This window comes from Vibrio sp. 05-20-BW147 (genome assembly GCF_013369385.1).
Lineage (GTDB): Bacteria > Pseudomonadota > Gammaproteobacteria > Enterobacterales > Vibrionaceae > Vibrio > Vibrio floridensis.
Window position 1 is genome coordinate 65,040 of record NZ_SZTO01000016.1, and the last position, 19,474, is coordinate 84,513.

The 19,474-nt window shown below is 47.0% G+C and carries 16 protein-coding genes; 7 read left to right on the forward strand and 9 right to left on the reverse strand.

Going from position 1 to position 19,474, the window contains the following annotated elements; all coding sequences use genetic code 11:
* The first annotated feature begins 21 nt into the window (after positions 1 to 21).
* On the forward strand, positions 22 to 816 hold the full coding sequence (panB, locus tag FC652_RS14935; RefSeq protein ID WP_176299233.1) for a 3-methyl-2-oxobutanoate hydroxymethyltransferase: 795 nt from the start codon (positions 22 to 24) through the stop codon (positions 814 to 816).
* A 13-nt stretch (positions 817 to 829) separates the two neighbouring features.
* A complete protein-coding gene (panC, locus tag FC652_RS14940; protein WP_176299234.1) occupies positions 830 to 1,735 on the forward strand; it encodes a pantoate--beta-alanine ligase in 906 nt (301 codons plus the stop codon).
* A 97-nt stretch (positions 1,736 to 1,832) separates the two neighbouring features.
* Here the strand turns inward: panC and FC652_RS14945 are convergent, their stop codons facing one another.
* The 3 genes from FC652_RS14945 to FC652_RS14955 all read right to left on the reverse strand — a co-directional run bounded on the left by FC652_RS14945 (position 1,833) and on the right by FC652_RS14955 (position 5,366).
* Positions 1,833 to 2,603 carry an ABC transporter permease gene (locus FC652_RS14945; protein ID WP_013571148.1) on the reverse strand — a complete coding sequence of 257 codons (771 nt, stop codon included), beginning with the start codon at positions 2,601 to 2,603 and terminating at the stop codon, positions 1,833 to 1,835.
* Between the two features lies 1 nt (position 2,604).
* Complete coding sequence (locus FC652_RS14950) at positions 2,605 to 3,528, reverse strand: ABC transporter ATP-binding protein (RefSeq protein ID WP_176299235.1); 924 nt, start codon at positions 3,526 to 3,528, stop codon at positions 2,605 to 2,607.
* Positions 3,529 to 3,695: 167 nt separating this feature from the next.
* Positions 3,696 to 5,366 (reverse strand): SulP family inorganic anion transporter, encoded by a 1,671-nt coding sequence (locus FC652_RS14955; protein WP_176299236.1) that lies wholly within the window; start codon positions 5,364 to 5,366, stop codon positions 3,696 to 3,698.
* Between the two features lie 241 nt (positions 5,367 to 5,607).
* Between FC652_RS14955 and can the strand changes: the two genes are divergently transcribed.
* On the forward strand, positions 5,608 to 6,276 hold the full coding sequence (gene can, locus FC652_RS14960; RefSeq protein WP_013571146.1) for a carbonate dehydratase: 669 nt from the start codon (positions 5,608 to 5,610) through the stop codon (positions 6,274 to 6,276).
* A gap of 94 nt (positions 6,277 to 6,370) precedes the next feature.
* On the opposite strand, the gene hpt is transcribed toward can, so the two are convergent.
* Positions 6,371 to 6,901: a hypoxanthine phosphoribosyltransferase gene (gene hpt, locus FC652_RS14965; RefSeq protein ID WP_176299237.1), complete on the reverse strand. Its 531-nt coding sequence runs from the start codon at positions 6,899 to 6,901 to the stop codon at positions 6,371 to 6,373.
* A gap of 390 nt (positions 6,902 to 7,291) precedes the next feature.
* Here hpt and FC652_RS14970 point away from each other — a divergent pair, with 390 nt between their 5' ends.
* Positions 7,292 to 7,906: a LuxR/HapR/OpaR family quorum-sensing transcriptional regulator gene (locus tag FC652_RS14970; RefSeq protein ID WP_176299238.1), complete on the forward strand. Its 615-nt coding sequence runs from the start codon at positions 7,292 to 7,294 to the stop codon at positions 7,904 to 7,906.
* Between the two features lie 131 nt (positions 7,907 to 8,037).
* Here FC652_RS14970 and lpdA read toward each other — a convergent pair whose 3' ends face one another.
* The 5 genes from lpdA to ampD form a co-directional block, all read right to left on the reverse strand.
* Complete coding sequence (gene lpdA / locus FC652_RS14975; protein WP_176299239.1) at positions 8,038 to 9,465, reverse strand: dihydrolipoyl dehydrogenase; 1,428 nt, start codon at positions 9,463 to 9,465, stop codon at positions 8,038 to 8,040.
* Positions 9,466 to 9,722: 257 nt separating this feature from the next.
* Positions 9,723 to 11,624 (reverse strand): pyruvate dehydrogenase complex dihydrolipoyllysine-residue acetyltransferase, encoded by a 1,902-nt coding sequence (gene aceF / locus FC652_RS14980; RefSeq protein WP_176299240.1) that lies wholly within the window; start codon positions 11,622 to 11,624, stop codon positions 9,723 to 9,725.
* Positions 11,625 to 11,643: 19 nt separating this feature from the next.
* A complete protein-coding gene (gene aceE, locus FC652_RS14985; protein ID WP_176299241.1) occupies positions 11,644 to 14,304 on the reverse strand; it encodes a pyruvate dehydrogenase (acetyl-transferring), homodimeric type in 2,661 nt (886 codons plus the stop codon).
* Positions 14,305 to 14,357: 53 nt separating this feature from the next.
* Positions 14,358 to 15,125, reverse strand: coding sequence for a pyruvate dehydrogenase complex transcriptional repressor PdhR (gene pdhR / locus FC652_RS14990; protein WP_176299242.1), 768 nt, complete (start codon positions 15,123 to 15,125; stop codon positions 14,358 to 14,360).
* Between the two features lie 388 nt (positions 15,126 to 15,513).
* Positions 15,514 to 16,086 (reverse strand): 1,6-anhydro-N-acetylmuramyl-L-alanine amidase AmpD, encoded by a 573-nt coding sequence (ampD, locus tag FC652_RS14995; RefSeq protein WP_176299243.1) that lies wholly within the window; start codon positions 16,084 to 16,086, stop codon positions 15,514 to 15,516.
* A 92-nt stretch (positions 16,087 to 16,178) separates the two neighbouring features.
* On the opposite strand from ampD, the gene nadC reads away from it, so the two are divergent.
* From nadC to pilB, 3 genes are all read left to right on the forward strand, one after another.
* Complete coding sequence (nadC, locus tag FC652_RS15000) at positions 16,179 to 17,066, forward strand: carboxylating nicotinate-nucleotide diphosphorylase (RefSeq protein ID WP_176299244.1); 888 nt, start codon at positions 16,179 to 16,181, stop codon at positions 17,064 to 17,066.
* Positions 17,067 to 17,323: 257 nt separating this feature from the next.
* The gene (locus tag FC652_RS15005) at positions 17,324 to 17,761 is read left to right on the forward strand and encodes a prepilin-type N-terminal cleavage/methylation domain-containing protein (protein WP_176299245.1); all 438 of its coding nucleotides are present in this window, start codon (positions 17,324 to 17,326) and stop codon (positions 17,759 to 17,761) included.
* Entirely contained in the window at positions 17,761 to 19,449 is a 1,689-nt protein-coding gene (pilB, locus tag FC652_RS15010) for a type IV-A pilus assembly ATPase PilB (protein ID WP_176299246.1), read from the forward strand. Before FC652_RS15005 ends, pilB begins: the two co-directional genes overlap by 1 nt.
* Positions 19,450 to 19,474: the final 25 nt, after the last annotated feature.

The following is a 19,474-nucleotide window of genomic DNA, read 5'->3' on the forward strand; positions in this document are numbered from 1 at the left end:
AAATCCTGCTAAGGAACAATCATGAAAAAAATTACCATCAATGACCTGCTAAAGTGGAAACAGGAAGGTCGTAAATTTGCAACTTCAACGGCCTACGATGCCAGCTTTGCGCAACTTTTTGAGAGCCAAGAAATGCCAGTACTACTGGTCGGTGACTCTCTTGGCATGGTATTGCAAGGCAAAAATGACACGCTTCCAGTGACAGTTGAAGACATTGCTTACCACACACGCTGTGTTCGCGCCGGTAGCCCAAACTGTTTGTTAATGGCCGACATGCCATTTATGAGTTACGCCACTCCAGAGCAAGCGTGTGAGAACGCTGCACAGTTGATGCGTGCAGGGGCTAACATGGTCAAAATCGAAGGTGGTGACTGGCTGGTTGATACGGTGAAAATGCTCACAGAGCGTGCGGTTCCAGTGTGTGCACACCTAGGCTTGACGCCACAATCCGTGAACATTTTTGGTGGTTACAAAGTGCAAGGCCGCGACCAAGAAAAAGCGGATCGCATGGTCAAAGACGCACTTGCACTGCAAGCCGCAGGCGCACAAATCGTCCTACTTGAGTGTGTGCCAGCAGAGTTAGCTGCGCGAATTACTCAGGTGTTGGATGTGCCGGTGATTGGCATTGGTGCTGGTAATGTCACCGACGGTCAAATCCTCGTGATGCACGATATGTTTGGAATTTCAGCCAATTACATGCCAAAATTCTCGAAGAACTTCCTGGCAGAAACAGGCGATATGCGCAAAGCGGTGGCGCTGTACATGGAGCAAGTACAAGCGGGCACCTTCCCTGATGACGCGCATACTATTGCTTAGAGGACTAATGTAAATGCAAACCTTTGCCGAAATTTCAACTCTTCGCGAACAGCTCAAAGCGTTCAAACGCGAAGGACGTCGAATTGCTTTTGTTCCAACCATGGGCAACTTACATGAAGGCCACTTAACACTCGTGCGTAAAGCACGTGAGCACGCTGATATCGTGGTTGTCAGTATTTTTGTTAACCCAATGCAGTTTGATCGCGCTGACGATTTAAATAATTATCCAAGAACCTTGGAAGAAGACCTCAGCAAACTCAATGGTGAAGCAGTTGAACTGGTCTTTACACCAACACCAGAAATGATCTACCCAGAAGGGTTGGATAAACAGACTGTCGTTGAAGTTCCAGGGCTATCGACAATGCTCGAAGGTGCGTCACGCCCAGGCCATTTCCGCGGTGTATCCACCATCGTGACCAAGCTATTCAATATTGTTCAACCTGATGTCGCATGTTTTGGTGAGAAAGATTTCCAACAGCTCGCTATCATTCGCAAAATGACCACCGATTTGGCAATGGACATTGAGATTATTGGTGTTCCGACCGTGCGTGAGATGGATGGCCTTGCCATGAGCTCACGCAATGGCTTATTGACCATTGATGAGCGCCAACGTGCGCCCGTCTTGGCTCGCACCATGCGTTGGATCAGCAGTGCGATCCGTGGTGGCCGTGACGACTTTGCTTCAATCATCGAAGACGCCAGCGATCAATTGCGCGCCGCAGGCTTGCACCCTGATGAAATCTTCATCCGTGATGCACGTACTCTACAAGCGGTCAACTCGGAGAGCACGCAAGCCGTTATTCTGATGTCCGCTTTCTTGGGTAAAGCTCGCCTAATCGACAATCAAGTTGTGGAATTAGTGAAAGACAGCAAAGAAGAAGTCGACAGCATCGAATCAGAAAGTGAAAACAGTCACTGATGTCTCATCACTGACCTAAACACTTCCCGTACAAAGAATAAAGGGATTGCCATCGGCAATCCCTTTTTGCTATCTGTGAACTGAACATTCGTTTTCGTTAAGAACGCAAGCCGATACCTCGCGTCACTAAGTAGTGCGCCACGCCATAAAGTAAGACAACAAACGCACTTAGCACCGTAAACGATGTGGCGATCCCCACATCAGAAACGCCAAGGAAACCATAACGAAACGCGTTAACCATATAAACAATCGGGTTGATCTGCGACACCCCTTGCCAAAACTCGGGCAATAACTGAATGGAGTAGAAAACACCGCCAAGATAGGTCAATGGTGTGAGCACAAACGTCGGAATAATCGAAATATCGTCAAACGTTCGGGCAAAAACAGCGTTGATCAAACCACCTAACGAAAAAACCACCGACGTCAAAAAGACCGTCGCAATGATTATTCCCCAATGTTCAACTTGCAAATCAACAAACAGCAAAGAGACCATGGTAACCATGGCGCCCACCAGCAAACCACGAGCGACACCGCCCATAACAAAACCAAAAATAATCACGTAATTTGGCACGGGTGCCACTAGCAACTCTTCGATATTGCGCTGAAATTTGGCACTAAAGAATGATGAAGCGACATTGGAATACGAGTTGGTGATCACCGACATCATGATCAAACCAGGTACGATATATTCCATGTAACTGAAACCGTTCATTTCACCAATCCGCGAACCAATCAAGCTCCCGAAAATAATAAAATAAAGCGTCATGGTAATAGCTGGCGGCACCAAGGTTTGGACCCAAATACGAGTAAAGCGGTTAATCTCTTTGGTTAACAGGCTACAAAAAGCCGTCCAATATAGACGATACATATTATTTCTCCTTCGCCTGTTCACGCACGATGTTCACAAACAGCTCTTCTAAGCGATTGGCTTTATTGCGCATCGACATGACCATTACCCCCTGCTCACTCAACTGACTGAACACATGGTTTAACGGCTGGGTTTTCTCCACTTCAATCTCTAAAGAATCATTTTCAACACGAGATGACACCACACCTTCCAAACAAGGCATCGGCGAATTTGGGGCAAGATCCAAAATGAACGTTTCCACGTCTAACTTAGCCAGCAAAGACTTCATCGTGGTGTTTTCAATTAACTCACCTCGGTTGATGATGCCGATATTGCGGCACAGCATTTCGGCCTCTTCTAAATAGTGAGTGGTCAAAATGATGGTAATGCCCTGTTTTTGATTGATCTCTTTGAGAAATTCCCACATTGAACGACGCAGCTCGATATCAACACCCGCCGTTGGCTCATCTAAAATCAACAGTTTAGGTTCATGCATCAGAGCACGTGCGATCATCAGACGACGCTTCATCCCACCAGAAAGATTTCTTGCTCGCTCTTTGCGCTTTTCCCACAAATCGAGCTTGGTCAGATACTTCTCTGCTCGTTGCTTGGCGAGTTCACGCGACACACCGTAATAACCCGCCTGCTGCAACACGATCTGCTCCACGGTTTCAAACTGATTGAAGTTGAATTCCTGTGGCACCAATCCAAGATGTTGCTTTGCCAACTCCAAATCGCGATCAATGTCGTAACCAAAGACTTTGACGTTGCCCGATGTTTTGTTCACCAGAGAAGAAATCACGCCTATTGTGGTGGATTTCCCCGCGCCATTTGGCCCCAACAGCGCATAAAAATCGCCTTCTTGCACGGCTAAACTGATGCCTTTTAGCGCCTCGAAGCCCCCAGCATACGTTTTTCGTAGCTGCTCAATTTGTAATGCATACATAATTTTGTATTGCTCTTTTTCTCTATGATGCCTATCAAATGACGCTTGAGTGGCGACTTTTCAACCCTACATTAGCAATTAATCATAAAAAACTGCCTACACGGAAAATAAAAACGCAGAGGAAGACCTCTGCGTTTTTCGGCGACTCATTCATATGCTTTACACGTTTAAACAAACGCGCCTTGGTGCTCATCTTGCTCTACTTTTTTCACCGCAGCGTTAAGTGCTTCATAGCGGAACTTAAAGGTATTTTCATCCGGCACCAAATCCAGCACGTGGAACTTTTCAAGCTGCTCACGCACGCGTTCATTCGGGCAGAGTAAGTAGACATCACACTGGGCTTCTTGCGCATCTTTAATGGCGTTTTCTAATGCAAGCCCAACGGTGACATCAATCATCGGTACGTCGGTCAAATCGAGAATCATCGCTTCATAATCACTAATACTGCTGTGCTGACGCGAGATCGCTTTCGAGACACTGAAAATCATCGGGCCAGACAGGTAAAAGAACAGCACTTTGCCATTGGCGCGGTCAAGCAGGCCACGTTCACTGTCGGTTAATGGCACGTCGTTTTCATCCGCATCACTGATTGCTTTCACTTGCTTGGCTTGCACGCGACTGAGGCGCTCGATAATAAGGATGTTGGAAATGAAGACACCCAGCCCCACCGCCACAATCAGGTCAACAAACACTGTTAGGAGCATTACGCCATACATGATCGCCATGCCTTGCACGCTCACACGGTGCGCGCGTTGAATGAAGCTCCAGTCCAAAATGCCGAAACCGACGTACACCGCAATCCCCGCCAAGACCGCCATGGGGATAGGCTCGGTCAACCCGCTCGCGACCAGTACAACCAGTGCCAGAATCAAGGCACGAATCACGCCAGATAACGGAGAACGCGCCCCCACCTGGATATTGGTCACTGTCCCCATAGTTGCGCCCGCACCAGGCAATGCACCAAACAGGCCCGAGATCATGTTCGCCAAACCTTGCCCGCGTAGCTCTTTATCTGAATCATGCTCTTTACGCGTCAAAGAGTCGCCAATCACGGCCGTCAGTAAGGTATCAATACAACCGAGCGTGCCCAGCACCAAAGCATCAATCACCATCGCGGTGAAGATTTCGCCATTAATCACAGGCACGACAAGAGAAGGCAAGCCCGTTGGAATTTCGCCAATTCGGCGCACATCGTCAAAATCAAAAACAATGACAGAAAGTAGCGTGACCGCCACCAACGCGACCAATTGCGCAGGAACATATTTGCGGTACTGCTTAGGGAAAAAGAACAGAATGCCCAACGTCAGTAAGCCAAGGAAAAACTCACTAAACTTCATGTTGGAAATCGTCTCAGGCAACGCAGAAAGTGTGCCAAGAACCCCACCGGCTGGCGCAGCATGGCCAAGTAACGGGGACAATTGCAAAATGATCAGTATCACGCCGATGCCAGACATAAAACCCGACACCACGCTATACGGCATTAGGGTAATGTATTTGCCTAACTTCAATGTGCCTATCAATACCTGAAAGGCACCAGCCATCATGACGATGGTAAAACTAATGGCAATGCCAGATTCTGGGTATTTCGCCACCATGCTGGTTAATACCGCGGTCATGATCACCGTCATTGGCCCGGTTGGTTCAGAAATGAGGGTTGATGAACCACCAAATAACGCTGCAAATAAACCGACTAAAATCGCTCCCCACAAACCGGCTTCAGCCCCAGCTCCAGAGGCCACACCAAATGCTAATGCCAGCGGCAGAGAAATAATGGCGGTGGTGACCCCACCAAACAGATCCCCTTTCAGATTGATATCGTTAAAACGATCTCCAAACATCACTCAGCTCCCTGTAAAAAACATAAATCGCGCAACTTTAGCAAAAGTTAACCTATTTCGTTAAGTGTTAATTAGATCTCATAAGTTACACCATATAACTTATGGTTTGGTTAACGGCTAAGTTTATGATTTTTTATGCCATAACTAGTCAGATGAGTACTTTTCTGCCAATTTATTTCGGGCGGTAAATTGTAACATTGTGTATAGTGATGCAAGAATTTTTAGGGAAGTAAGATGCAACATGCCGGAAATCAAGCAATTATTTGAAAACAACTCAAAATGGTCCGAAGAGATCAAATCGCATCAACCGGAGTATTTTTCCAAGTTAGAAGAAGGGCAAAACCCCGGCTTTCTCTGGATTGGGTGTTCCGACAGTCGCGTTCCCGCAGAACGCTTGACCGGGCTTTATTCGGGTGAACTATTTGTTCACCGTAATGTGGCAAACCAAGTGATCCATACCGATTTAAACTGCCTCTCGGTTGTGCAATACGCCGTCGACGTGTTGAAAGTTAAACACATCATCATCTGTGGCCATTACGGCTGTGGAGGGGTGAACGCAGCGATTGAAAACCCGCGCCTTGGTTTGATCAATAACTGGCTACTACACATCCGCGATCTCTACCTCAAACATCGCAATTGGTTAGGTGAACTACCAAAAGAAAAATGGGGCGACAAACTGTGTGAAATTAACGTCGCAGAGCAGGTCTACAACTTAGGTAATTCTACGATTATGGAAAGCGCTTGGGAGCGCGGACAAGATGTGGAAATTCACGGCGTTGTCTATGGCATTGGTGATGGCCGCCTACAAGACATTGGCGTACGTTGCTACAGCAGAGAGTCACTCGAAGTCAACTACCAAGCTGCGATGGCAAAAATCCTCAATAGCGATGTGATGAAGTTCCACGAATAGCGCCATCGTTAGACCACCGACACAATCCGTGTTTTAGAGATAGAAACACAATGGCCCACTGTATCAGCGGGCCATTATTATTTATCAGTACCACTTACTCTTGTGGAACGACTTTACCAATGAAGGGCAGATGGCGGTATTTCTGCGCATAATCGATGCCCACACCGACAACAAATTCGTCCGGAATTTCAAAACCGACCCACTTCACCGGAACTGGTACTTCACGGCGAGAAGGTTTATCGAGTAGTGTACAGATCTCGATTGACTTCGGCTCTCTTAAAGACAGGATCTCTTTAATCTTGTTCAGTGTGTTGCCTGTATCGATGATGTCTTCAACGATCAAGACATCTTTACCTTTGATGTCATCATCGAGATCTTTCAGAATGCGAACGTCACGCGAGCTTTCCATTGTATTACCGTAGCTAGAAGCCGTCATAAAATCGACTTGATGCGTGAGTTCAATGGCACGAGCAAGATCCGCCATAAAAACAAACGAACCACGTAGCAAGCCGACTAGCACAAGATCTTCACTACCTTGATAATGCTCAGTAATCTGTCTACCTAATTCACGAACTCGTTCCTGAACGGTCTGCTCAGAAATCATAACTTCTACTGTATGTTTCATACTGTACTCAATGTTTTATCGTTACTAATGGTGAGTTTCGTACCCGAGCTAAGAATCGCTGAGGTCAAGACGCAAACGTTCACCTGAAATTCTTGCGTAGTGTATCACTCCATAAAGCAATCTTTAACCCCTAAACAGCGAAGTTGCTCTCCTTCCTTCTGCTATCTACTAACGCATCAATAACGAGATCTTGCTACCAGTTTACATAAAAGTTGCTCGAGAGAGATATCAATATTGATATTACTGTTCATTTATTCACCACAAGTTATTGACCCAATTCATATGCACCATTACACTCATGAGGCTTAAACGCAATTATTAAAACAATCAATAGGAACCGCTAAGCCGTTCCATTTTATATAAAGACAACTCATTGGTAAGGAAATAATTATGGATTCAATTGCTAAGAGAGCGCGAACGCGTTTATCTCCGATAAGACGCAAACAACAGCTGATGGAAATTGCTTTGGAAGTGTTTGCACGTCGTGGCATTGGACGAGGAGGTCATGCAGACATCGCTGAAATTGCACAAGTTTCTGTGGCGACCGTCTTCAACTACTTCCCAACTCGCGAAGATCTTGTAGACGAAGTGCTTAACCATGTTGTTCGTCAGTTTTCTAACTTCCTATCTGACAACATCGATTTGGATCTCCATGCGAAAGAAAACATCGCCAACATCACTAACGCCATGATTGAGCTTGTGGTTCAAGACAGCCACTGGTTGAAAGTTTGGTTCGAGTGGAGTGCGTCGACGCGTGATGAAGTTTGGCCTCTGTTTGTCACCACCAACCGTACTAATCAATTGCTGGTACAAAATATGTTCATCAAAGCCATTGAGCGCGGTGAAGTGTGTGATCAACACAACCCAGAAGATTTGGCGAATCTGTTCCACGGCATTTGTTACTCGTTGTTTGTTCAGGCAAATCGTACCAACAATACCGCAGAACTGAGCAAACTGGTCAGCAGCTACTTAGACATGCTATGCATCTATAAACGCGAGCACTAATCGCCAGTAACCTCACATCAAGGTTGGCCACGGCCAACCTTTTTTATGCCCGGATAAACGTGGGGCCGTTTTTGAGGAAAATAAAAAACCGCTGATGATTCAGCGGTTTTTCTTTAGACTATTTCAGAAGATTACTTTTTCTTCTTCGCTTTCGCGTTTGGTAGGTCAGTGATTGTACCTTCAAACACTTCCGCCGCTAGACCAACAGATTCGTGCAGCGTTGGGTGAGCGTGGATAGTTAGTGCGATATCTTCAGCATCACAACCCATCTCGATAGCAAGGCCGATTTCACCAAGCAGTTCACCACCGTTGGTACCAACGATAGCACCACCGATAACGCGATGCGTTTCTTTATCAAAGATCAGCTTAGTCATACCGTCAGCACAATCAGAGGCGATTGCACGACCCGATGCTGCCCATGGGAAAGTAGCCACTTCGTAGTTGATGCCTTCTGCTTTCGCTTCTTTCTCAGTCTTACCAACCCACGCCACTTCTGGCTCAGTGTACGCAATTGAAGGAATGACTTTAGGATCGAAGTAGTGCTTCTTACCAGATATAACTTCTGCAGCAACGTGACCTTCATGCACACCTTTGTGCGCTAGCATTGGTTGACCAACGATGTCACCGATAGCAAAGATGTGAGGAACGTTAGTACGCATTTGCTTGTCAACGTTGATGAAACCGCGCTCGTCGATTTCAAGACCCGCTTTTTCACCGTCGATCAGTTTGCCGTTTGGTACACGACCGATAGCCACAAGAACGGCATCGTAGCGCTCAGCTTCTGCTGGTGCTTTTTTGCCTTCCATTGAAACGTAGATACCATCTTCTTTCGCTTCAACTGCCGTTACTTTCGTTTCCAGCATTAGGTTAAATTTCTTGCTGATACGCTTGGTGTAAACCTTGACGATATCTTTGTCTGCCGCTGGAATCACTTGATCAAACATTTCCACAACGTCGATCTGTGAACCTAGCGAATGATAAACGGTACCCATTTCTAGGCCGATGATACCACCACCCATGATCAGCAGCTTTCCTGGTACTTCTTTCAGTTCAAGCGCATCAGTTGAGTCCCAAATACGTGGGTCTTCATGTGGGATAAATGGCAGTTTGATTGGACGAGAACCTGCAGCAACGATCGCGTTATCGAAGTTAACCACGGTTTTACCGTCTTCGCCTTCGACTTCAATCGTATTAGGGCCAGTGAATTTACCAAAGCCATTCACCACGTTCACTTTACGCATCTTAGCCATACCGCCAAGACCGCCAGTCAACTGGTTGATTACTTTTTCTTTCCAAAGACGAACTTTGTCGATGTCTGTTTGAGGCTCGCCAAATACGATGCCGTGCTCAGCAAGCGCTTTTGCTTCTTCGATCACTTTCGCAACGTGAAGCAGTGCTTTCGATGGGATACAACCCACGTTCAGACACACACCACCAAGGGTGTTGTAACGTTCAATAAGAACAGTGTCCAGACCTAAGTCTGCACAACGGAATGCAGCGGAGTAACCAGCAGGACCGGCACCAAGTACTACCACCTGGGCTTTAATTTCTTTGCTCATTTTGACCTCTTGTAGTCATTATCCCTAACAGGCTGAGTGAGTTTTGATTTTTGTTTAAGAGTGGTTTGTTTTAAACATTTTCAGACCGCCAACAGTTTACAGAGATGTTAATGGTGTGAAAAGTAAATCAATTTAGCCTGTGAGCCAGACGACAATTCGATGGACAAAAAACACACGCGTGCTCGCTTGTCATCCAATTGTCCGATAATTCTATTAACAGAGGCGGCTGTTAGGCCGCCTCTCAATGTTCACGTTGATTACAGAACCAAACGACGAATGTCAGATAGGCACTCGTTTAGATAAGTAATGAAACGCGCACCTTCTGCACCATCAATCACACGGTGGTCGTATGACAGAGATAGCGGCAGTTGTAGGCGAGGAGCGAACTCTTTACCATTCCAAACAGGCTTGATCTCAGACTTAGATACACCAAGGATACCCACTTCTGGCGCGTTTACGATTGGTGTAAACGCAGTACCACCGATACCACCTAGGCTTGAAATCGTGAAACAGCCACCTTGCATATCCGCTGCAGTCAGCTTACCAGCACGTGCTTTCTTAGAAACCACCATCAGCTCTTCAGACAGCTCGTAAATGCCTTTCTTGTTCACGTCTTTAAAGACAGGAACCACTAGGCCATTTGGCGTATCGACTGCGATACCGATGTTCACGTATTTCTTCAGAATCAAGCTCTCACCATCTTCTGATAGTGAAGAGTTGAACGCTGGGAACGCTTCTAGCGCTTTAGCAGCCGCTTTCATGATGAACACAAGTGGCGTGATCTTCATGCCCGAGTCTTTCTTCGCTTCAATCGCGTTTTGCTCTTTGCGGAAGTTTTCTAGCTCAGTGATGTCAGCGTTATCCCACTGTGTAACGTGAGGGATCATGACCCAGTTACGATGTAGGTTTGCACCAGAGATCTTCTTAATGCGAGATAGTGGCTGAACTTCTGTTTCACCAAACTTGCTGAAGTCCACTTTCGGCCATGGTAGTAGACCAAGCGCTGCGCCATCGCCTTTACCAGACGCTGCTGCAACTGCACCAGACTCAAGACGCTTAAGTGCGTCTTTCACGTAAGCTTGAACGTCTTCTTTCAGGATACGGCTCTTACGACCAGAACCTTTCACTTTCGCTAGGTTTACACCGAATTCGCGTGCTAGACGACGAACCACTGGTGAAGCGTGTGCGTAAACATTGTTCTCTTCAAACTCAGTTGCCGCTGGAGCTGCTGCAGGTTTCGCTGCTTCAGCTTTAGGAGCGGTCGCTGCTGGAGCTGCTGCTGGAGCAGGTGCCGCTGCTGCAACTGGCGCTGCGCCAGCAACTTCGAACACCATGATTAGAGAACCAGTAGAAACTTTGTCACCAGCTGCTACTTTGATTTCTTTAACAGTACCAGCAAATGGTGCAGGTACTTCCATAGATGCTTTGTCGCCTTCTACAGTAATCAGAGATTGCTCTTCAGTTACTGTATCGCCAACCGCTACCATGATTTCAGTCACTTCAACTTCGTCGCCGCCGATATCAGGAACGTTAACTTCTTTACGTTCCGGCGTTCCGGCTCCAGAGACTACTGCTGGAGCCGCCGCCGGAGCTGCTGCAACTGGTGCAGGTGCTGCTACGCCTGAACCTGCTACTTCAAAGATCATCACTAGTGAGCCTGTCGATACTTTATCGCCTGCTGCCACTTTGATTTCTTTTAGAGTACCTGCGAATGGCGCTGGTACTTCCATTGAAGCTTTGTCACCTTCTACTGTCAGTAGAGATTGCTCTTCAGCGATTGAATCGCCAACAGCCACGAGGATTTCAGTGACTTCAACTTCGTCGCCACCGATATCCGGTACACAAACTTCTTTCAGTTCACTTGCTGCCGCAGCTGCAGGTGCAGCTACTGGAGCCGCTTCTGCCGCTGGAGCAGGCGCAGCTGCGCCCGCTTCTTCGAAGATCATGATAAGTGAACCTGTTGTTACTTTATCACCAGCAACAACTTTGATTTCTTTTACGATACCCGCTTGAGATGCTGGTACTTCCATAGAAGCCTTGTCGCCTTCTACCGTAATGAGAGACTGCTCTTCTTCAACCTTGTCGCCAACGCTTACAAGAATCTCAGTAACTTCAACCTCATCCGCACCGATATCAGGTACATTAATTTCGATTGCCATTATTCTTTCCTACCTTCAATTAAGCGTATAGCGGGTTAGTTTTTTCAGTGTCGATGTCGAACTTCTTGATTGCTTCCACAATCACAGACTTCTCAACTTCGCCACGTTTCGCCAGTTCAGTTAGCGCAGCAACCACGACGTAACCTGCGTTCACTTCGAAGTGACGACGTAGGTTTTCACGGCTGTCTGAACGACCAAAGCCATCAGTACCCAGCACTTTGTAAGATTCAGCAGGAATGAATGCACGAACCTGCTCAGCGTAGTTCTTCATGTAGTCAGTCGCCGCAATTGCAGGCTCAGTACCCATTACAGTTTGGATGTAAGGTACTTGCGCTTCTGCTTCTGGGTGAAGCATGTTGTAACGCTCACACGCTTGACCATCACGAGTCACTTCATTGAACGACGTTACAGAGTAAACGTCTGACGCAATGCCGTACTCATCGCTTAGGATTTGAGCCGCTTTACGCACTTCGTTCATGATAGTACCAGAGCTCAACAGCTGAACTTTACCTTTCGAACCTGTGTAAGTTTCTAGCTTGTAGATACCCTTACGAATGCCTTCTTCAGCGCCTGCTGGCATTGCTGGCATTGCGTAGTTCTCGTTCATCAGAGTTAGGTAGTAGAACACGTTCTCTTGATCACCATACATACGACGGATACCGTCTTGTAGGATAACCGCCACTTCGTAAGCGAATGTTGGGTCGTAAGAGATACAGTTCGGTACAGTACCTGCCATGATGTGTGAGTGACCGTCTTCGTGCTGTAGACCTTCACCGTTTAGCGTTGTACGACCTGCTGTAGCACCTAATAGGAAACCACGAGCTTGTTGGTCACCCGCCATCCACGCCATGTCGCCAACACGTTGGAAACCGAACATAGAGTAGTAGATGTAGAACGGGATCATTGGTAGGTCATTGGTCGAGTATGACGTTGCCGCCGCAACCCATGAAGACATAGCACCGAGTTCGTTGATACCTTCTTGCAGTACTTGACCTGACGTTGCTTCTTTGTAGTAAGAAACGATGTCACGGTCTTGTGGTGTGTAGTTCTGGCCGTGTGGGTTGTAAATACCGATTTGACGGAACAGACCTTCCATACCAAATGTACGCGCTTCGTCAGCAATGATAGGAACAATGTTTTCACCAATGTTCTTATCTTTAAGCAGTACGTTTAGAGTACGTACAAACGCCATGGTTGTAGAGATGTCACGCTTCTGCTCTTCTAGCAGAGGTTGGAACTCTTCAACAGCTGGAATCACGAGCTCTTTGGTGAAGTTAGGTAGACGCTGTGGCGTGTAACCTTTCAGCGCTTTACGACGAGCGTGTAGGTATTCGTATTCTTTCGAACCTTCTTCCAAAGTTAGGTATGGAAGTTCTTTTACTGCTTCGTCCGTTAGGATGTCTTGAAGACCTAGGCGATCACGTAGATGTAGCACGTGAGTCATATCCATCTTCTTAACTTGGTGCGCGATGTTCTTGCCTTCCGCCGCTTCACCCATGCCGTAACCTTTAACGGTTTTCGCTAGGATAACCGTTGGACGCCCTTGGGTGTCTTGCGCATTTTTGAATGCTGCGTACAGTTTAGAAGACTCGTGACCACCACGCTTAAGCGCGAAAATTTGATCGTCAGTCATGTCTGCCACTAGCGCTGCAGTTTCAGGGTACTTACCAAAGAAATGCTCACGTACGTACGCGCCATCTTTCGATTTGAATGTTTGGTAGTCACCGTCGATGGTTTCGTTCATCAGTTGAAGAAGCTTACCCGTGGTGTCTTTAGCTAGTAGTGAATCCCAGTTGTTACCCCAGATTACTTTCACTACGTTCCAGCCAGCACCTTTGAACAGACCTTCAAGTTCTTGAATGATCTTACCGTTACCCATTACAGGGCCATCGAGACGCTGCAGGTTACAGTTGATTAGGAAACATAGGTTGTCTAGCTTCTCACGTGCAGCGAAAGAGATAGCACCACGTGATTCTGGCTCATCCATCTCACCGTCACCTAGGAACGCGTATACACGTTGCTCAGTCGTGTCTTTCAGACCACGGCCATTTAGGTATTTCAGGAAGCGCGCTTGGTAGATCGCAGAAATCGGACCAAGACCCATAGATACGGTTGGGAACTGCCAGAACTCAGGCATTAGTTTAGGGTGCGGGTATGATGGAATACCTTTGCCGTCCACTTCTTGACGGAAGTTGTCTAGTTGCTCAGCAGTTAGACGACCTTCAACGAACGCACGTGCGTAGATCCCTGGAGAGATGTGACCTTGGTAATAAACCAAGTCGCCACCATCTTTCTCGTTTGGTGCACGGAAGAAGTGGTTGAAACAGGTTTCGTAGAATGCTGCAGAAGACTGGAAAGACGCCATGTGGCCGCCTAGCTCTAGGTCTTTCTTAGAAGCACGTAGAACGATCATGATTGCGTTCCAACGGATGATGGAACGGATACGACGCTCAAGCGTAGTATCACCAGGGTAAGCTGGTTCTTGGTTCGCTGGAATCGTGTTGATGTAGTTGGTTGTGATGCCAGTCGGCATATCAACGCCATCTAGGCGAGCTTTGTCTAGAACTTGCTCTAGTAGGTACTGTGCACGTTCTACACCTTCTTCACGAACTACTGACTCAAGTGCTTGTAACCATTCTTGAGTTTCAAGTGCGTCTACGTCATGCTTCATATCAGACATGGCGATCTATCCTTCTGTTGGTTGGATCTACGTTAAACTTGCAATGAGTCTGATTAAGACTCATTACCTCGTTGAATTCGACGTAAAGAGCGTTCTCTACGTGACTCTTCACGAGTCAAATCCAACAATGTTTCTTCGATGTACGCTAAATGCGAATGGGACATTTCACGCGCCTTTTCTGGCTGACCAGAAACAATCGCATCCACAATATTAGCCCGATGTTTGCTGACTTTTTCCACCACTTCAGCGCGGCGGTGCAGCAATTTCAGATTCTGTAAGACATTTTGCTCGAGTAACGGCGAGAGGCTACGAACAATATGCAGTAGCACGACATTGTGTGAAGCTTCGGTTAATGCAACCAAAAACGCCATCACCGCGGCCGCTTCCGCTTCTACATCTTTTTTTGCCTGCTCAGCGCTAATTTTTTCCAGGCAAGCCTGAATACGAGCGAAGTCTTGCTCGGTACCACGCAACGCAGCGAAATACGCAGAAATACCTTCCATCGCATGGCGCGATTCAAGTAAATCAAGCTGTGTTTCAGAGTGGCTAGACAATAAATTTAGCAGAGGATCGGAAAAACTTTTCCAGATGTTCTCACTGACAAACGTGCCACCACCTTGACGGCGAGTAAGCAGACGTTTGGCTTCCAAGCGCTGAATCGCTTCACGAACAGAAGGACGTGACACCTCGAACTGTTTGGCCAGTTCGCGTTCTGGCGGCAATTGCTGCCCTGGTGCCAATATTCCCTCGACGATCAGTCTTTCCAACTCTTGTTCAATCACATCAGAAAGTTTCGGCTGACGAATCCTTTGATAAGCCATATTTATTATTCTTTTTCTCTTTGCTGTTAATTGGTAATACCAATTCTAAGTTGGTGCAGAAATTAACATAATTAAAACGCAACTGTCCAGCCAAAAATTGACCTAAATCATAGAACAGCTCACGCTTCAACACTTTGCTAACATTCGCTCATTAAAACGGCAATAGAATTGGTCTTACCAATTACAAATAGTAAACAGATGGGGAAAGGGCGTGCTAGCAAAACGGTTAAAGAAAAACAAAAAAAGACAAAATATTGTGCCTCATTTGCCCCTCAAGTCGCTTACCCCATGATTAAACGTAGTTAACTTTTAACAAGACGAAATAATTTTCGATATAAAAAAAGGTAAGCCATGATGCTTACCTTTTTGTGACAACCTTGCGATGGGTTTACATTTTTGCAACCAACCCATCTTGAGAAAGTAAAGTGCGATAATAACGCCAGTCAAAACTTAAACCGGGATCGGTTTTTCTCAGCGGTGCAATGTATTGGTGCCCAGTAATTCGAGGAAGGGTAATGTGCGGGTATTGGCGCATTAAGGTTCTGGTGAGCTCGCTTAACGCTTGATACTGCGCTTCGGTATAAGCGACAAAATCACTGCCCTCAAGCTCAATACCAATCGAATAATCATTACAGCGCTCAACCCCGGCAAAGCTGGATGCGCCCGCATGCCAAGCGCGATCATCAAAAGAGACAAACTGCACCACTTCCCCATCTCTTTTAATCAAGCAGTGAGCCGAAACACGCATCTGATGAATCACTTGGAAAAAAGGATGCGCGCTTGGGTCAAGCTGGCCTTGAAAAAAGTCCTCTATATAGTGGCCACCAAACTGACCGGGAGGCAGGCTAATATTGTGCACCACCAGCAGAGAAATTGGCTTTCCTTGTGGCCTCGCATCAAAAAACGGCGACGAAACTCGCTTAACTCCCTCCAACCATCCTTGCGTGATCACAGCTTGCATATCATCTCCATGGGTTTGTCAATTAACTGCTGAAATTGTTACCTATGCAGAGTATCATGCGTTGCAATTCCCCTTTCAAGATAAGATTTGCGATGAAGAACACACATAACAGCCAAGAACGCCTTGATTATTTGAAGCAACAGCTCCCTATCGAAATCACCCGAGCGGTTACCGACACGCTGAAAGAAGACTTGGGCGGTTCGCTAAACGCTGACAATGATGTGACGGCCGCACTTATCCCAGCAGAGGCCATGAATACAGCGACCATCATCACTCGCGAACACGGCGTATTTTGTGGCCAAGCATGGGCGGATGAAGTGTTCAAACAGCTCGGCGGCAAAGTGACCATTGAGTGGCACGTAAAAGATGGCGACAACGTCGAACCGAATCAAACGCTTTGCACACTCACAGGCCCTGCCCGTGATTTACTCACAGGTGAGCGCAACGCGATGAATTTTATTCAAACCCTGTCTGGCTGCGCTACCATTACGGCGCAATACGCCGCGAAAATTGCCCATACCGAGTGTCGCTTATTAGATACACGCAAAACCATCCCGGGCCTACGCAGCGCCTTAAAATACGCAGTGGCCTGTGGCGGTGGCTACAACCACCGAATTGGCGTGTTTGACGCTTACCTAATCAAAGAGAACCACATCATTGCCTGCGGTGGCATCACTCAAGCGATCACCAAAGCAAAAGAGCTGCAACCAGGAAAGCCCGTGGAAGTGGAAACAGAGAATCTCGATGAACTGCGTGAAGCCATTCACGCGGGTGCTGACATCATTATGCTCGACAACTTCACCACCGAGATGATGCGACAAGCGGTGGAAATTAACGCAGGCCGCGCAGCACTGGAAAACTCAGGCAACGTGACATTAGAAACCATCGCAGAATACGCAGAAACCGGTGTGGATTACATTTCGGTTGGCGCCCTGACCAAGCATGTCAAAGCGATGGATTTATCGATGCGTTTTCAATAACGCCCTCTCGTCAATCGCACCTCTGAAGCGCTCCCATTAAGTGGAGCGAAGAAATGATAAGGGCCAACGAGGCCCTTACATTCATTCTATAAATTTCATATCAATCTCACATTCAGCCAGCAACAGAGTGAAACAAAAAGTGAAAGAGTTTTAATTCACTCGAAAGCCATTTCTAGCACGATGTTCAGCACAGGGTTTCCTTGAATACTCTATCGATAAGCTCATGGAGCGAATTTCATAGATTGAAGGAAATCATGATGAAAAAGATAAATAAGTCGAAGAAACAACAAGGTTTTACCTTGATTGAATTGATGATTGTGGTAGCGATTATTGGTGTGTTGTCAGCAATTGCTGTTCCAGCTTATAAAGATTATGTAAAAAAATCTGAAGGCGCATCAGCATTGGCGACGATGAAGTCATTAATCACAGCATCTGAGCTGTGGTATCAAGAAAACGGTTCATTTAAAAAGACTGACGAAACTAAAATTTTGGAACATTTAGGCATAGCTTCAACCTCAAACAAATTGGGGACGCTCTCGCTAGCGGCAGATAATAAATTGGAGTTTAAGTTTGGTAGTACCTCTGCGGTTGCCGCTAACACAACCATTACCTATGAAAGAAGTACGGCAGGTTGGAGCTGCACTGTAAGCGCAGAAGAAATTGCAACAGATAGCTGTCCTAAAACTACTCCATAATGCAAACTAACCTTGCCACCATTCTCCGTCAGGCCAACCAACTTAGCCTAACGCAAGAACAAGCGTGTCGAGAAACTATGCAAGCTTCTGGTGTAACCGCACCGGAAGCTTTGTTACATTTGGGTTTTTTCCAAGCCGATGAGCTCACCGAGCAACTCAGCGCCATTTTTGGTTTGCCGCCAACCGACCTGAATCGCTACAACTATCAAGAACTGTGCAATCAACTTGGCTTACGTGAGCTGATCACCCGCCACCAAGCACTGCCACTGCAAAAAAGCAGCGCTGGTTTAATCCTCGCAGTGGCCGACCCGACCAATAATCAAGCCGAAGATGACTTTCGCTTTGCTACTGGCTTGCAAGTGGAGATTGTTCTTGCCGACAACCTAGAACTGCAAGCCGCAATTCGCCGTTTGTACGGAAAAAGCATCAAACAGAGCCAAGAAAGTGGCCTCAAAGAGATCCATCAAGATGAACTGGCTAACTTGGTTAAAGTCTCCGATGACGAAGTCGAATCGATTGAAGACTTAAGCCAAGATGAATCGCCAGTGAGCCGCTTTATCAACCAGATTTTGCTCGATGCGGTGCGCAAAGGCGCATCCGATATTCATTTTGAACCGTACGAAAACCAATACCGCGTGCGCTTGCGCTGCGACGGTATTTTGGTGGAGATACAACAACCGCCGAGCCATTTAAGTCGTCGTTTGTCGGCTCGGCTCAAAATTCTTTCCAAACTTGATATTGCCGAGCGGCGCTTACCACAAGATGGCCGCATCAAGCTGCGCTTAAACCAAGACACCGCCATTGATATGCGCGTTTCCACTTTACCGACCCTGTTTGGTGAAAAAATTGTGTTGCGATTGCTCGACAGTTCAAGCAGCAGCCTAGACATTGATAAGCTGGGTTATAACCCACAGCAAAAACAGCTCTACCTTAACGCCTTGCGCAAGCCGCAAGGGATGATTTTGATGACAGGCCCCACCGGCAGCGGCAAAACCGTTTCGCTCTATACTGGCCTAAGTTTGCTTAACCGGCCGGAGGTCAACATATCCACCGCTGAAGATCCGGTCGAGATTAACCTCCCTGGTATCAACCAAGTGCAAGTGAAGCCAAAAATCGGCTTTGGTTTTGCCGAAGCGCTGCGCTCTTTTTTACGCCAAGACCCCGACATCGTCATGGTGGGTGAAATCCGCGATCTCGAAACCGCAGAAATCGCGGTCAAAGCCGCGCAAACGGGCCACCTTGTGCTTTCTACGTTGCACACAAATTCCGCAGCAGAAAGCATCGTTCGTCTCTCCAACATGGGAATTGCCAGCTTCAACTTAGCGTCTTCGTTGAGTTTGATCATCGCGCAGCGCCTCGCTCGCCGATTGTGTCGCCATTGCAAACAGCCTCATCCCTATGACGCACTGTTGGAATCACTCCACCTCACTCGGCAAGATCAAATTTATCAGGCCAATAAGCAAGGATGTCACCACTGCACCAATGGTTACGCTGGGCGTATTGGCATTTACGAAGTGATGCCATTTGATAACGCCTTAGCCGAAGCGATTGTCAGAAATGCTTCGGTACAAAGCATCGAAATGCTTGCACAACAAAAAGGCATGATGACGCTGAAAGAATCGGGCATCGAAAAGCTCAAGCAAGGCATCACTAGCCTAGAAGAGTTGCAACGCGTGCTTTATTTGTAATGTTATTTTTGTCATTCGTTAGTCA

Bases quoted from the DNA above. Each gene is read 5' to 3' on its own strand.
- hpt (WP_176299237.1), bottom strand. From the start codon at position 6,901: ATGAAACATACAGTAGAAGTTATGATTTCTGAGCAGACCGTTCAGGAA.
- FC652_RS14970 (WP_176299238.1), top strand. From the start codon at position 7,292: ATGGATTCAATTGCTAAGAGAGCGCGAACGCGTTTATCTCCGATAAGA.
- lpdA (WP_176299239.1), bottom strand. From the start codon at position 9,465: ATGAGCAAAGAAATTAAAGCCCAGGTGGTAGTACTTGGTGCCGGTCCT.
- aceE (WP_176299241.1), bottom strand. From the start codon at position 14,304: ATGTCTGATATGAAGCATGACGTAGACGCACTTGAAACTCAAGAATGG.
- can (WP_013571146.1), top strand. From the start codon at position 5,608: ATGCCGGAAATCAAGCAATTATTTGAAAACAACTCAAAATGGTCCGAA.
- ampD (WP_176299243.1), bottom strand. From the start codon at position 16,086: ATGCAAGCTGTGATCACGCAAGGATGGTTGGAGGGAGTTAAGCGAGTT.
- panC (WP_176299234.1), top strand. From the start codon at position 830: ATGCAAACCTTTGCCGAAATTTCAACTCTTCGCGAACAGCTCAAAGCG.
- FC652_RS14955 (WP_176299236.1), bottom strand. From the start codon at position 5,366: ATGTTTGGAGATCGTTTTAACGATATCAATCTGAAAGGGGATCTGTTT.
- pdhR (WP_176299242.1), bottom strand. From the start codon at position 15,125: ATGGCTTATCAAAGGATTCGTCAGCCGAAACTTTCTGATGTGATTGAA.
- FC652_RS14950 (WP_176299235.1), bottom strand. From the start codon at position 3,528: ATGTATGCATTACAAATTGAGCAGCTACGAAAAACGTATGCTGGGGGC.
- panB (WP_176299233.1), top strand. From the start codon at position 22: ATGAAAAAAATTACCATCAATGACCTGCTAAAGTGGAAACAGGAAGGT.
- FC652_RS14945 (WP_013571148.1), bottom strand. From the start codon at position 2,603: ATGTATCGTCTATATTGGACGGCTTTTTGTAGCCTGTTAACCAAAGAG.
- FC652_RS15005 (WP_176299245.1), top strand. From the start codon at position 17,324: ATGAAAAAGATAAATAAGTCGAAGAAACAACAAGGTTTTACCTTGATT.
- aceF (WP_176299240.1), bottom strand. From the start codon at position 11,624: ATGGCAATCGAAATTAATGTACCTGATATCGGTGCGGATGAGGTTGAA.
- pilB (WP_176299246.1), top strand. From the start codon at position 17,761: ATGCAAACTAACCTTGCCACCATTCTCCGTCAGGCCAACCAACTTAGC.
- nadC (WP_176299244.1), top strand. From the start codon at position 16,179: ATGAAGAACACACATAACAGCCAAGAACGCCTTGATTATTTGAAGCAA.